Raw genomic sequence first — 13,029 nt, forward strand, 5'->3', positions numbered from 1 at the left:
CCGCTCCCGCCGCGCGCGGCTTCCCGCCGCACGCCGCCGTCCGTCCCTCAGGGGCCGGGCGGCGGGCGGCGTCAGCGGCCGGCGTGCGCCACCGGGGGCCCGGCGTCGAACAGCAGTGAGATCAGCGCCGCGGCCACCGCGGCGGCGAGCACCAGGGCCACCAGCAGGTTGCCGGGTCCGAGCACGGCCCGGGCGACCAGGCCGCCCAGCGCACCGGCGACCGTGCCCGTCGCCAGGACCAGCGACGAGCGGCCGGTGAATCGATGCGGCAGCAGGCGCAGCGCGGCGCCTGCCACGGCGAGACCGAGGATCATGGAGCTGAGTGCCTCCCCGAGCATGGGGCACCTCCTGGTCGCGGGGCATATGGGACTTCCCCGTACTACCCAGTCGGCCGGGCGCACAAAACGGCGGCCGGGAGGATTCACCTCCCGGCCGCCGTTCGTCGGGGCCGCCCAGCGGCCCTCGCCGCCTCAGCCGACGCCGAAGCCCACCTTGCGCGTCGCGGGCTCGCCGATGTCGATGTAGGCGAGCCGGTCCGTCGGCACCAGGACCTTGCGCCCGTTCTCGTCCTTGAGGGTGAGCAGACCGGACTTGCCGGTCAGCGCCTCGGCCACGGCGCGCTCGATCTCCTCGGCAGACTGCGTGCTCTCCAGCGTGAGCTCGCGGGGCGCGTGCTGCACGCCGATCTTGACCTCCACGGCAATGTCCTTCCGACGGTCACAGGATGCGCGGCCAACCGCGCTGTTCGCACCACACATTAGCCCGCGAAGGGGACGCCGCGGCGTCCCCTTCGCCACGCCGGGAGCGAACACCGTCCCGGCGCCTCGGCGCTCACTCGTGCAGCGGGAACCCGGCGATGCCGCGCCAGGCCAGGGACGCCATCAGCTGCGCCGCCGCGTCCCGGGGGATCGGCTGACCTGACCCGAGCCAGTAGCGGGCGGTGATCTGCGCCATGCCGCACAGGCCCACGGCCAGCAGCATGGACTGCTCCCGCGGCAGGTCGGTGTCCTCGGCGATCACCTCGCACACCGCCTCGGCGCACTCCAGGCTGACCCGGTCGACCCGCTCGCGCACCGCGGGCTCGTTGGTCAGGTCCGACTCGAAGACCAGTCGGAACGCACCGCCCTCGGTCTCCACGAAGCCGAAGTAGGCGTCCATGGTGGCCGCGACCCGGTGCTTGTTGTCGGTGGTGTTGCTCAGCGCGGTGCGCACGGCGAGCAGCAGGGCCTCGCAGTGCTGGTCCAGCAGTGCCATGTACAGGTCCAGCTTGCCGGGGAAGTGCTGGTAGAGCACCGGCTTGCTGACTCCTGCCCGGTCGGCGATGTCGTCCATCGCCGCTGAGTGGTAGCCCTGTGCGACAAAAACCTCCTGCGCGGCCCCGAGCAACTGGTTGCGTCGGGCCCGGCGCGGCAGGCGAGTGCCTCGCGGGCGTGCCTCGGTCTGCTCGATGGCTGTCACGCCGCCTCCCAGGGTCGTGCTTGCGCGATGTGCGCCGCGCTGGCCATCGTACTTTTGGGTAACCGGCCTGTGCGCGCCGTGGCCTGAGATTTTCATTCCTCGGACACCGCGTGCCCGGATTTATCGGTAATCGTCCTCATTGATCTCCACTACCTGGGCCTGTTCGGCGGCGTCCGTTTCGTTCACGGCGTCCGCCGGGTCGATCGGCGGGGTGCCCGTGCTCCGCAGCGGCTGCGGGTCGTCCTCGCCGGGCAGCAGGTCCGCGCGCTGCTCGGCGGCGTCCGCCTCGGGAACCTCGGGGTGGCTCTCGCCGGGCGCGCTCCGCCGGGTGGCGAAGGTCTCGGGCTCGGTCGGGTCGACGGTCATGGCGGTTCCCTTTCTCCGGGGTCTCCTCGGGTTCTGTGTCCGCACCAGGCCGCGCGGTTCTCCGTCCCGCGGTCGGGGCGGGCTGTGACGGCGAACACAGCACGGGTCGGCGTGATCGACCCGTAACATTGCGGCCATGGCTTCCACTGACCAGTCGGGTACCCGCGCCGCTGTCCCGCAAGTCGTGCAGCCGCCGGTCGGGCTCCCGGCCGGCGACGGGGAGGTGCTGCGCACGCTGCCGCTGTCCGGTTCGACGCTCGCCGTGCGCTCCCTCGCCGAGCCGCCCGAGAACCGCGACACGCTGCCGCCCGCGCTCTTCGTGCACGGCCTGGGCGGATCCTCGCAGAACTGGTCGGCGCTGCTCGCGGAGCTGGCCGGGGACGTCGACGGGGAGGCGGTCGACCTGCCGGGCTTCGGCCACTCCGAGCCTCCGGCGGACGGCAACTACTCCGTCACCGGGCACGCCAGAGCCGTGATCCGCTACCTGGACGCCGCCGGCCGCGGCCCGGTGCACCTCTTCGGCAACTCGCTGGGCGGCGCCGTCACCACCCGCGTCGCGGCGGTCCGCCCCGACCTGGTGCGCAGCCTGACCCTGGTCTCCCCGGCCCTGCCCGAGCTGCGGCCGCAGCGCTCGGCGGTGCCCACCGCGCTGCTGGCGATGCCCGGCGCCGCCCGCGCCTACGCCCGGCTCACCCGCGGGTGGGACGCCGAGCGGCGCACCCGCGAGGTGATGAGGCTCTGCTACGGCGACCCCGGGCGGGTCGAGCCCGCCGGCTTCGAGCGGGCCGTGGCCGAGTACGAGCGGCGACTGGAACTCCCTTATTTCTGGGAGGTACTGACGCGTTCGGCACGCGGAGTGGTGGATGCCTATACGCTGGGCGGCCAGCACTCCCTGTGGCGGCAGGCCGAGCGGGTCCTCGCCCCGACGCTCCTGGTCTACGGCGGGCGGGACCGGCTGGTGTCGGTCCGCATGGCGGGCCGGGCGAGCAGGGCCTACCGCGACTCGCGGCTGGTGATCCTGCCGGACGCCGGGCACGTCGCCATGATGGAGTACCCGGAGACGGTGGCGGGAGCCTTCCGTGACCTGCTCGCAGCAGCCGACACGGTCAGGAGTTGAGGCGACGCGTGGGACGTCACAGCCGCCCCCGTCGGGCATCGTCCGAGGACACCGCCGGAATACCCCTGCCCCCGACGGGTGACCGCCCTGCCCCCCGTCCGCTGACCCCGCCGCAGGCCCCGCGCCCCCAGCGGCAGGAACCCGGCGGCGACGCGCACGTGCGCGGCGGCCACCCCCAGCATCCCGAGCACGGCAGCGGCCCCTACGGCCGCGGCCCGGGCGGGCCCGCCCGCCGCCCGCCGCCCGGCGGCATCCCGGCGCAGCGTGCGCCAGGCCCGCGCCAGGACTACGTTGACGCCTTCGCCTTCGCCTCCGACGCGCAACGCGCCGGCGCGGACACTGCGGCACCCCCGCACTCCGGCCCAGCGCCTGGTCGGGGCCGGGCCGCGCCCGGCGCCCCGGGCTCTCCCGACGCCTCGGCCCCGCTCGACGACGACTGCCCGGACGGCCCCTGGGGTGAGGCCCCGGAGGACGAGGAGCCTCCCGCAGCCCGGCACGGCCGCACCCTCACCGGGGTGGCCGCCGCCGCGGTCACCACCGTGCTCGCGGTGCTCGTCGCCGGCCAGGTGGCCGGCGAGCGGCGGAACGGGCCGGAGGCAGCCGCGGCCGGCCAGAACGAGCGCGGTTCCGTCGCCGCCGGCCCGGGCGGGGACGTGGCGTCCCGCTCGGACGGCCGGCCCACCCCGGCGGACGGCGAGCCGGAAGCGGCGCCGCTGAGCTTCGAGCAGCAGTTCGCCCGCGCGGTGCCGCTGGACCCCGACTTCGCGGGCGAGGGACGGTTCACGACCGTCGCCGGGCAGGCCGAGGGGCCGGGCAGCGGCAAGCGCATCACCTACCGGGTGGACGTGGAGAGCGACCTGGGCCTGGACAGCAAGGTCTTCGCCCGGGCCGTGCACGAGACCCTGAACGACAAGCGCAGCTGGGCCAACGGCGGCGCCCGCACCTTCGAGCGGGTCTCGTCGGGCTCGGCCGACTTCGCCATCACGCTGGCGAGCCCCGGCACCACCGCCGTGTGGTGCGCCAAGTCGGGCCTGGACACCACCGAGGACAACGTGTCCTGCGACTCGGCGTCCACCGAGCGGGTCATGATCAACGGCTACCGCTGGGCGCAGGGCGCCGACACCTTCGGCCCCGAGCGGATGCGCGCCTACCGGCAGATGCTGATCAACCACGAGGTCGGGCACCGGCTGGGCTTCGGCCACGTTGACTGCCCGCGTGAGGGCGCGCTGGCCCCGGTGATGATGCAGCAGACGAAGTTCCTGACGGTCGGCGGCGCGACCTGCCGCCCCAACGCCTGGCCCTTCCCGGACGCCTGACGCCCGGACGCCTGACGCCCCGGGCGGCACCCGCCCGCGGAGGCCGCGCGCCACCAGGGGTTCTGCCCGCCTGGGCCTGAGCCGTGCCCGGCTGCCGAGCCCGCCGCTCGCGATGCCGTGCGCGCGACGCCGTGGGCCGGGCCGCGGTAACCCGCGCCACTGACCGCCACGCGCGCCCGAGGCCTGCCCGCCTGCCGCTGAGCCGGTGCGCCTGTGCGCCGAGCGCGGGCGCCATCTGCCCCGCTCGCCGGCTTGCGCCGTTGTCCGCGCCGTCTCCCGCGCGCCGGGCGTGCACCCGCGCCCGCCGCGCTCCTGCGACCAGCGGGCAGACGGGTCCCGTTGACGGAGGGCGGCTTCCGCCGGAACGGGGTGGTCCGTCCGGGTGAGCGGTGGTGCGATCGTCCGATCGTCTCCGGTGCACGGGTGAACGCGCCACCCCGGGAGAAGTCACGGATGTTCACCCCTTCCGGTGGTGCGGCGGACAACCGTCCGTCGTGCCCCCGTATCCCGCGCATACCGTCTTCCCGCGGCGCCACGCCGGTGTCTCGAAGGGCTCGAAGGGAAGAACGGGGGTGCGTTCATGCGCATTGCACTACTTACCGAGGGTGGTTACCCGTATGCACGCGGTGAGTCGGGGGCCTGGTGCGACCGGCTGGTGCGAGGGCTGGGCGGCCACGAGTTCGACGTCTACGCCCTGAGCCGCAGCCGGCGCCAGGAGGAGGGCGGCCGACACCCGCTGCCGGCGCAGGTGCGCCGGGTCCGCACCGCCGCGCTGTGGGGGCCTTACGACGCCGCCGCGGGGCGCGGGGCGGGCCGCCGGGAGCGTCGGCGCTTCGCGGAGCCCTACGGGGAGCTGGTGCACGCGCTGTGCGCCCAGGACACGCAGGCGGACCGTTTCGCCAAAGGCCTGTACGGGCTCGCCGAACTCGCCCGCGACCACGTCCGCCTCCCCGCCTGCCTGCGCTCCGAGCAGGCCGTCCGCCTCCTGGAGAGCGCCTGCCGCGCCCCCGGCGCCCTGCGCGCGGTCCGCACCGCGCGGGTCGAGGACCTGCTGGCGGTCGCCGAGCGCCTGGAACGGGCCCTGCGCCCGCTCTCCCTGGACTGGTACGGGCCCGGCGAGGACCGCCCGACCGGGGAGCGCGGCGACGAGGGGCTGGCCGGTGCCGACCTCTGCCACGCCGTCGGCGCCGGTCCGGCCGCCCTGCCGGGGCTGCTCGCGAAGCACTACTACGGCACTCCGCTGCTTGTCACCGAGTACGGCGTGCGGCTGCGCGAGCACTACCTGCGCAGCGCCGCGGGCGCCGCGCGGGCGGTGTCGCCGTCCACGGCGCAGGCCCCGGTGCGGGCCCTGCTCGCGGCCTTCCAGGGCAGCCTGACCCGCGAGGCGTACCGGCGGGCCGAGGTGATCACGCCCGGCAACACCCATGCCCGCCGCTGGCAGGAGCGCTGCGGCGCCGAGCGGCAGCGGCTGCGTCTGGTGTACCCCGGCATGGAGGCGGCCTCCTTCGCGGCCGTCGCCGAGGACACCGGCACCCGCCGACCAGGCCCGCTGCTGGTGTGGACCGGGCGGATCGAACCGACCAAGGACGTCGTCGCCCTGCTGCACTCCTTCGCCGAGGTGCGCCGGACCGAGCCGGGTGCCCGGCTGCTGCTCGTGCGCACCGGCCCGGCCGCGGGCCCGCGCGGCGAGGAGTACCTGGCGCACTGCCGGGCCCTGGCCGCCCAGCTCTTCCCCGACGAGGCCGCCGACTCCCGCACCCCGGGCGACAACCCGGTGAGCTTCGAGGAGGTCGGCGGCGCCGCGGTCCCCACCGTCGCCGACGCCTACCGGGCGGCGGCCGTGGTCGTGCTGTCGAGCGTCGTCGAGGGCTTCCCCGTGTCGCTGGTGGAGGCCATGTTCAGCGGGCGCGCCACGGTGTCCACGGACGTCGGCGCGGTGTGCGAGGTGATCGGGGGCACCGGCCTGGTCGTTCCGCCGCGCAACCCCAGGGCCCTGGCCGACGCCTGCCTGGCGCTGGTGAGGGACCCGCAGCGCCGGGCCCGGCTCGGCGCCGCCGCCCGCGCCCGGGCCGCCGAGCTGTTCACCGTCGAGCAGAACGTCGCGGCGTTTCATGGCATCTACCTGGAACTGATCTCCCGCAGCCCGGGCCAGGGCACCGTCGCGAGCCGCGCCCCGCGGCCCTTCGCCCGGCCCGCCGAGTCCCACCTGCCGGGCCGCTGGGCCACCGGCCGCCCGGGCCCGCAGACCGCCGCAGGGACCGGCCCGCGCCCCGGACCCCCGCCCGGGACACCGCTCGGAGCACCGCCGGGACCCAGCTGGGCGGTGGCCGCGGGGCCCGGCCGGTCGCCGGCCCGCCCGGTCGCGGTCGGCGCGTCCACCGCAGAGGAGGAGTCGGTATGAGCACCTCCGAGTACCAGCCCCGCACCCCGGTCAGCCCCGGCGCATGGGACACCGTGCCCTCGGCGTACTCGACGTACCTGGCGCCCTCGGCCGTCCTGGCCGAGCCCTCGGCCCCCGGCCCCGCCGCCGCCCCGCCGGAGCGGCCCCCGCGCCGCCCGGCCCCGCCGCCCGCCGCCCCCGCCAGGCAAGCCGCGCCCCCCGCCCCGGCGCCCGACGGGCGGGCGGCCGTACCGGCCCCGGCCGACCCGGTCCGCACACTGATGCACCGGCACCGGCGGCTCTGCGAACGAGCCGTCGACCCGCTGGAGATCGCCGCCGGGCTGGAGGCGCACGGCGTCACCGACCGCACCGCGGCCCGCTTCCGGCACCGGGACGTGTTCTCCCTCGCGGAGGAGCTGTTCGCCCGGGTGCCCCGCTCCGAAGGCGGCGGCGCCCCGCGCCCGCTGCCCCGCGCGGCGGCCCCGGCCCCGGCGCAGGCGGCGCTGTGGCTGCTGCCGGGCGGGCTGTGCGCGGTGACCGTCGCGGTGCTGCCCGCCGCGGCCCGGCTCGCCCCCGGCGCCGGAACCGGCGTGGCGGCGGCGGCCGTCGGGCTCGTCGGGGCCGCCGGTGTGCTGGCCGCGCTGCGGCTGTGCCTGCGCGGAGTGCGGCTCGGCTGGCTGTGCGTGCTGTGGTGCGGATGGCTGCTGGCGTACGCCCTGTTCGGCGACTGGCTGCTCGCCGGGCTGCTCGCGGGCGGCCCCTCGCTGCCGCCCGCACCGGCCGGCGCGGGGGTGCCGCTGACCCTCGCGTTCGCGGTGGCGCCCGCCGCCTGGTGCGCCCACTGGTTCGCCTCCCGCAGCAGGCGGCGGCTCGCCGTCAGCCGCACCCTGGGCGAGTTCACCGGCCGGACCCGGCCGCTGCTGGCCGCCGCGGCCCTGATGTTCACCCTGGCGCTGCTCGCCCTCCAGTCCGCCGCACGCTTCCTGCTGCCACCCGACCCGGCGGCCGGGTCCGCGCACGCCGCGACGGCCGCTGTCACGGCCCTGGCCGTGCTGCTGTTCACCGCGCTGCTGCTCGCCGCCCACGGCTATCCGCGGGTTGCCGCCGCCGGGCTGGCCGCTGCCTGCGGATGGCAGGCCGCGGCACTGGGCGCGGCGCTCGCCGTGCGGCTGCTGCCGCCGCTCCAGGACCCGGCCGCCGATCTGGTGCGGGCCGTGGACCGCTTCGGCCCGGCACTCGTACCGGCCGCGGGCTGCGCGCTGGCCGCCGCCGTCCTGCTCGCCTACGCCGCCACCGCGCTCACCGGCGCCTGGGCGCACCGGCCGGAACCGAGGTGAGCGCCGCCCGGCGGCCCGGAAGCCGCCTGCCGCAGGCCCTGCCCGCCGCCCGCGGCGACCCGACCGCCGCCTGCGCGCCGCGAGCCGTCCCGGCGTGGCGGGGCCGGCTCCGCCACGCCCCGCCGTCCGGCCCGTCCTCCACCCCTTGCGTCTCCCTTCACCCCCTGCGTCTCCCTTCACCCCCTGCGTCCTTCAACCCCAACACCCTTCCTCTCAAGTCCCCTCAGGCCCTCTCAAGTCCCCTCACCGAGCCGCTCCCGAAGAGCCGCTTCCCACACCGACAGGAGCAAGACCGATGACCGTTCAGCACGCCGCTGGCGTCTCCGTTCGACCGGAGGAGGAGGCACGATGAGGGTGCTGCTGCTCGGAGCCAACGGGTTCCTCGGCCGCTACGTCGCCGACCGGCTGCTCGCCGACCCGGCCGTCCAGCTGACCGCGCTGGGCCGCCGCGACGACTCCGACGTCCGCTTCGACCTGTCCACCGGCAGTCCGGGGGCGCTCACCCGCTTCCTCGACGCCGTCCACCCCGGTGTGGTGATCAACTGCGCCGGGGCGATCCGCGGCGGCGCCCGCGAACTGACCCGGCACAACACGGTCGCCACCGCCACCATCTGCGAGTCGATGCGCCGCAGCAGCTGCACCGCCCGGCTGGTGCACCTGGGCTGCGCCGCCGAGTACGGGCCCTCGCAGCCCGGCTCGTCCACCGGCGAGGACGCCGTGCCCCGGCCGGGCGGCCCGTACGGGGTCAGCAAGCTCGCCGCGACCGAACTGGTCCTGGGCTCCGGACTGGACGCCATCGTGCTGCGGGTGTTCTCGCTCGCCGGACCCGGCACCCCCGCGGGATCGCCGCTGGGGCGGCTGGCCGAGGCGATGCGGCGTGCCATGCAGCACGGCGACCACGAGCTGAAGCTCGCCGGCCTGCACGTGCAGCGGGACTTCGTGGACGTGCGCGACGTCGCCCGAGCCGTGCACGCCGCCTCGCTCTCCGCCGCGCAGGGCGTCGTCAACATCGGCACCGGCCGGGCCGTGCGGCTGCGCGACGCCACGGCGGTGCTGGCCCGGGTCGCCGGTTTCACCGGCTCCATCCACGAGCTGGACGAGCCGCACCTGGGCGCCGGTCCGCCGCCGCCCCCCTACCCGGACGGCTGCGGCCTGTGGCAGCAGGCCGACGTGCGGACCGCCCGGGACCGGCTGGGCTGGCGCCCGCGCACCGGCCTGGAGGAGTCCCTGGCCGACATCTGGATGGAGGCGGCGTGCCGGATCTGAGACCGCTCCCGGGACACGCCGTCGACCGGCTCGGCATGGCCGTGCCGGGCTGCGCGCATCCGCTGGTCGCCCCGGTGGAGTGGGCCGAGCTGGCGCGGCCCGGCACCCCGCTGCACTGGGCGGTGCTCAACGTCGCGGACGGTCCGGGCGGCCGGCTGGACCGGCACTGCCTGGCCGCGGCGGTGCGTCTGCGGGACACCGGCGTGCCGCTGCTGGGCCACCTTGACCTGCGCGACGGCAGCCGGCCGTTCGGCGAGCTGGTCGGGGAGGCGCGGCGCTACCTCGACTGGTACGGCGTGGAGGGCTTCTACCTGGACCGCCCGCCCGCCGACGCCGCGGGACTGCCGGAGACCCGCCGGGTGCTGACGACGCTGCGGGCGCTGGGGGAGGACGGCCGCGGCGGCGTGCGCCTGGTCCTGGCGCACGGCACCCACCCCCACCCCGGCTACGCGGAGATCGCCGACCAGGTGGTCACCTTCCGGGGCGGCTGGCCGGAGTACCGCTGGTCGCAGGTCGCCGAGTGGACGGCGGACTTCCCGCCGGACCGCTTCTGCCACCTCGTGCACGGCGTGCCGCGCCCGCACCTGGACGAGGCGCTGCGCGTCGCCCGCTGGCAGGGCGCCGGAACGGTGTACTTCACCGACCGGGACCGGCGGGACGGCTTCGACCCGTGGGAGGCGCTGCCCGGCTACTGGGACGAAATCGTCTCGAAGCTCGGACCGGGTGTCTCGGAATGAGATCGGGCGTGGCAGTGTTACGCAGAGAACAACAGTCCACCGACCAACCCCTTGCTGAGGTCTCTGTGTCGCTGCCACCCCTGGTCGAGCCGGCCGCCGAGCTCACCGTCGACGAGGTCCGCAGGTACTCCCGCCACCTGATCATCCCGGACGTCGGGATGGACGGGCAGAAGCGGCTGAAGAACGCCAAGGTGCTCTGTGTGGGCGCCGGCGGTCTGGGCTCGCCGGCCCTGATGTACCTGGCCGCCGCAGGCGTCGGCACGCTCGGCATCGTCGAGTTCGACGAGGTCGACGAGTCGAACCTGCAGCGTCAGATCATCCACAGCCAGGCGGACATCGGCCGTTCGAAGGCCGAGTCCGCCCGGGACACCGTGCTGGGCATCAACCCGTACACCAAGGTCAACCTGCACAACGAGCGGCTCGAATCCTCCAACGTGATGGAGCTGTTCGCGCAGTACGACCTGATCGTCGACGGCACCGACAACTTCGCCACCCGCTACCTGGTCAACGACGCCTGCGTGCTGCTGAACAAGCCGTACGTATGGGGTTCGATCTACCGTTTCGACGGCCAGGCGTCGGTGTTCTGGAGCGAGCACGGCCCCTGCTACCGCTGCCTCTACCCCGAGCCCCCGCCGCCCGGCATGGTGCCGTCCTGCGCCGAGGGCGGCGTGCTCGGTGTGCTGTGCGCCTCCATCGGCTCGATCCAGGTCAACGAGGCCATCAAGCTGCTCGCCGGTATCGGTGAGCCGCTGCTCGGCCGGCTGATGATCTACGACGCCCTGGAGATGACCTACCGCCAGGTCAAGGTCCGCAAGGACCCCGAGTGCGCCGTGTGCGGCAAGAACCCGACGGTCACCGAGCTGATCGACTACGAGGCGTTCTGCGGCGTGGTCTCCGAGGAGGCCCAGGAGGCCGCCGCCGGTGCCACGATCACGCCCAACCAGCTCAAGGAGTGGATGGACGCGGGCGAGAGCATCGACGTCATCGACGTCCGCGAGCCCAACGAGTACGAGATCGTCTCCATCCCCGGCGCCCGCCTGGTGCCGAAGAACGAGTTCCTGATGGGCACCGCCCTCCAGGACCTGCCGCAGGACAAGAAGATCGTCCTGCACTGCAAGACGGGTGTCCGGTCCGCGGAGGTCCTGGCAGTCCTGAAGAGCGCCGGCTTCGCCGACGCCGTGCACGTCGGCGGCGGCGTCATCGGCTGGGTGCACCAGATCGAACCGGAGAAGCCCGTCTACTGACGGCCGCAAGCGCCGCCGGTCCCCTGGGGACGCGACCGCAACGTGAGGACCCGCACCGCCGATACCGGCGGTGCGGGTCCTCACGCGCGAGCGGAGGCGGGTCACGGCGTGCAGGTCGTCCCGTCCTTCGGGACGTCGCCGTCCAGCAGGTAGACGTTCACCGCGCGCTGCACGCAGGCGTCGCCGCTGTTGTACGCGCCGTGCCCCTCACCCTCGTAGGTGAGCTGCACGGCCACCCCGCTGCCCAGGCCGCGGGCCATCGCCGCCGCACCCTCGTACGGGGTGGCCGGGTCGCCGGTGTTGCCGATCACCACGATCGGCGCGGCTCCCTCGGCACCGACCTCGGGGTGGTCGGACTCACCCTCGACCGGCCAGCCGTGGCACATCGCCAGGCCCCAGGCGCTCATCTCGCCGAACACCGGCGACGCCGCACGGAACGCGGGCAGCCGCTCCCGGATGTCGTCCAGCGTGTAACGGGGCTTGGCGTCCGCGCAGGAGATCGCGGTCAGCGCGGCCTGGCTGTTGTCGTACCGGCCGTTGTCCTGGCGCCCGTTGAGCAGGTCGCTGAGGCGCAGCAGCAGTGTGCCGTCGTTGTTGTCCAGCGCGTCCTCCAGGCCCTCGCTGAGCACACCCCAGAAGTCCTCCGAGTACAGGGACAGCGCGATGCCGGACGCGGCGAGCGAGCTGTTGAGGGTGCGGCCGTCCGGGTCGGCGGTCTCCAGCGGTTGCTCGTCCAGGCCGTCCAGCAGTGCGGTGATCCGTTTCTGTCCCTCCTCCGGTGACCCGCCCACCGGGCAGTTCTCGCCCTCCGCGCACGCCTTGAGGTAGTTCGTCAGGGCCCGCTGGAAGCCCCTGGCCTGGCCGAGTCCGCTCTGCGCGAGGGTCAGCCGCGGGTCGACGACCGCGTCGAAGACCGCCCGGCCGACCTTCTCCGGGAAGAGGTGTGCGTAGACGCCGCCCAGTTCCGTGCCGTAGGAGATGCCGAAGTAGTGCAGCTTCTCGTCGCGCAGCACCTCCCGCATCAGGTCCAGGTCGCGGGCGGTGTTCGTGGTCGTCAGATGCGGCAGGACCGCGCCGGACCTCCGCTTGCACGCGTCGGCGTACCGCTGCTGCTGGGCGAGCAGTTCCTCGCCCTGCGCGGTGCTGCCGGGCATGACGGCCTCCTGGTGGAAGGCGTCCAGCTCGCGGTCGTCCAGGCAGCGCACCCCGGCGCTGCGGCCCACCCCGCGCGGGTCGAAGCTCACCAGGTCGTAACGGCCGCGAAGCTCCTCGTAGTCGGTCGCTGACACCGGCAGCGTGCTGACGCCGGAACCGCCGGGGCCGCCGAAGTTGAAGACCAGCGAACCGATGCGCCGGTCCGCCTCGGCGGAGGTCCGGGCCCGGATCAGCGCCAGGCCGAGCGTCTCGCCGTCCGGTTCCGCGTAGTCCAGCGGCGCCCGCAGCGTCGCGCACTGCCACCGGGTGCCGTCCGGTAGCGGGGCCGGCGCCTGGCCGCCGCCCTGCGCGGCGGTCGGCGCCGGGCACTCCTCCCAGGCCAGACGCTGCTCGCGCAGCTCCGCCGGCAGGTCGCCGGTGCCCGTCGTGCCGTCGGCAGCCCGGTTCACCGGCTGCGCGGGCAGCGGCCCCGCCGAGCCGCCGCCGCACCCGGCGAGCAGCAGGCAGACGGCGGCGGCGAGGGCTGTGCTTCCGCGACGGGCTGCGGACATGAGTGCTCCCTGCTGACGAGTGGCCGGCTGCCATCGTCGGCGCAGCGGCACCGGCACCGCCCGCTGGGCGGTGCCGTCCGGGTGAGCGGACCGGTCGGGCCG

Annotated in this window: 12 protein-coding genes; 7 read left to right on the plus strand and 5 right to left on the minus strand. The window is 75.2% G+C overall.

All coding sequences use genetic code 11. The features are described 5' to 3' along the window. Positions 1-71: 71 nt before the first annotated feature. From QNO07_RS23160 to QNO07_RS23175, 4 genes are all read right to left on the minus strand, one after another. Positions 72-338: a hypothetical protein gene (locus QNO07_RS23160; RefSeq protein WP_283994237.1), complete on the minus strand. Its 267-nt coding sequence runs from the start codon at positions 336-338 to the stop codon at positions 72-74. Positions 339-470: 132 nt separating this feature from the next. Beyond that, positions 471-698 carry a DUF3107 domain-containing protein gene (locus QNO07_RS23165; RefSeq protein WP_283994239.1) on the minus strand — a complete coding sequence of 76 codons (228 nt, stop codon included), beginning with the start codon at positions 696-698 and terminating at the stop codon, positions 471-473. 133 nt (positions 699-831) lie between these two features. After that, the gene (locus tag QNO07_RS23170; RefSeq protein ID WP_283994240.1) at positions 832-1,458 is read right to left on the minus strand and encodes a TetR/AcrR family transcriptional regulator; all 627 of its coding nucleotides are present in this window, start codon (positions 1,456-1,458) and stop codon (positions 832-834) included. A gap of 120 nt (positions 1,459-1,578) precedes the next feature. Then, positions 1,579-1,824, minus strand: a complete 246-nt coding sequence (locus QNO07_RS23175) for an Rv3202a family protein (RefSeq protein WP_283994241.1) — start codon at positions 1,822-1,824, stop codon at positions 1,579-1,581. A gap of 136 nt (positions 1,825-1,960) precedes the next feature. On the opposite strand from QNO07_RS23175, the gene QNO07_RS23180 reads away from it, so the two are divergent. The 7 genes from QNO07_RS23180 (at position 1,961) to moeZ (ending at position 11,221) form a co-directional block, all read left to right on the plus strand. Further along, the gene (locus QNO07_RS23180; RefSeq protein ID WP_283994242.1) at positions 1,961-2,941 is read left to right on the plus strand and encodes an alpha/beta fold hydrolase; all 981 of its coding nucleotides are present in this window, start codon (positions 1,961-1,963) and stop codon (positions 2,939-2,941) included. A gap of 8 nt (positions 2,942-2,949) precedes the next feature. Further along, positions 2,950-4,257 (plus strand): DUF3152 domain-containing protein, encoded by a 1,308-nt coding sequence (locus tag QNO07_RS23185; protein WP_283994243.1) that lies wholly within the window; start codon positions 2,950-2,952, stop codon positions 4,255-4,257. A gap of 580 nt (positions 4,258-4,837) precedes the next feature. Next, positions 4,838-6,658 (plus strand): DUF3492 domain-containing protein, encoded by a 1,821-nt coding sequence (locus tag QNO07_RS23190; RefSeq protein ID WP_283994244.1) that lies wholly within the window; start codon positions 4,838-4,840, stop codon positions 6,656-6,658. Beyond that, the gene (locus QNO07_RS23195) at positions 6,655-7,974 is read left to right on the plus strand and encodes a hypothetical protein (RefSeq protein WP_283994246.1); all 1,320 of its coding nucleotides are present in this window, start codon (positions 6,655-6,657) and stop codon (positions 7,972-7,974) included. The genes QNO07_RS23190 and QNO07_RS23195 overlap by 4 nt, the downstream gene beginning before the upstream one ends. 348 nt (positions 7,975-8,322) lie before the next feature. Further along, positions 8,323-9,240, plus strand: coding sequence for an NAD-dependent epimerase/dehydratase family protein (locus tag QNO07_RS23200; protein WP_283994247.1), 918 nt, complete (start codon positions 8,323-8,325; stop codon positions 9,238-9,240). Between the two features lie 35 nt (positions 9,241-9,275). Then, positions 9,276-9,977, plus strand: coding sequence for a spherulation-specific family 4 protein (locus QNO07_RS23205; RefSeq protein ID WP_283994270.1), 702 nt, complete (start codon positions 9,276-9,278; stop codon positions 9,975-9,977). Between the two features lie 65 nt (positions 9,978-10,042). After that, entirely contained in the window at positions 10,043-11,221 is a 1,179-nt protein-coding gene (moeZ, locus tag QNO07_RS23210; protein ID WP_283994248.1) for an adenylyltransferase/sulfurtransferase MoeZ, read from the plus strand. 101 nt (positions 11,222-11,322) lie between these two features. Here the strand turns inward: moeZ and QNO07_RS23215 are convergent, their stop codons facing one another. After that, a complete protein-coding gene (locus QNO07_RS23215) occupies positions 11,323-12,927 on the minus strand; it encodes an alpha/beta hydrolase (protein ID WP_283994249.1) in 1,605 nt (534 codons plus the stop codon). Positions 12,928-13,029: the final 102 nt, after the last annotated feature.

This window comes from Streptomyces sp. 549 (assembly GCF_030124175.1).
Classification (GTDB): domain Bacteria; phylum Actinomycetota; class Actinomycetes; order Streptomycetales; family Streptomycetaceae; genus Streptomyces.

Coding starts and splice junctions, on each gene's coding strand:
- QNO07_RS23205 (WP_283994270.1), top strand. CDS start 9,276: ATGGCCGTGCCGGGCTGCGCGCATCCGCTGGTCGCCCCGGTGGAGTGG.
- QNO07_RS23215 (WP_283994249.1), bottom strand. CDS start 12,927: ATGTCCGCAGCCCGTCGCGGAAGCACAGCCCTCGCCGCCGCCGTCTGC.
- QNO07_RS23190 (WP_283994244.1), top strand. CDS start 4,838: ATGCGCATTGCACTACTTACCGAGGGTGGTTACCCGTATGCACGCGGT.
- QNO07_RS23180 (WP_283994242.1), top strand. CDS start 1,961: ATGGCTTCCACTGACCAGTCGGGTACCCGCGCCGCTGTCCCGCAAGTC.
- QNO07_RS23175 (WP_283994241.1), bottom strand. CDS start 1,824: ATGACCGTCGACCCGACCGAGCCCGAGACCTTCGCCACCCGGCGGAGC.
- QNO07_RS23160 (WP_283994237.1), bottom strand. CDS start 338: ATGCTCGGGGAGGCACTCAGCTCCATGATCCTCGGTCTCGCCGTGGCA.
- QNO07_RS23195 (WP_283994246.1), top strand. CDS start 6,655: ATGAGCACCTCCGAGTACCAGCCCCGCACCCCGGTCAGCCCCGGCGCA.
- QNO07_RS23200 (WP_283994247.1), top strand. CDS start 8,323: ATGAGGGTGCTGCTGCTCGGAGCCAACGGGTTCCTCGGCCGCTACGTC.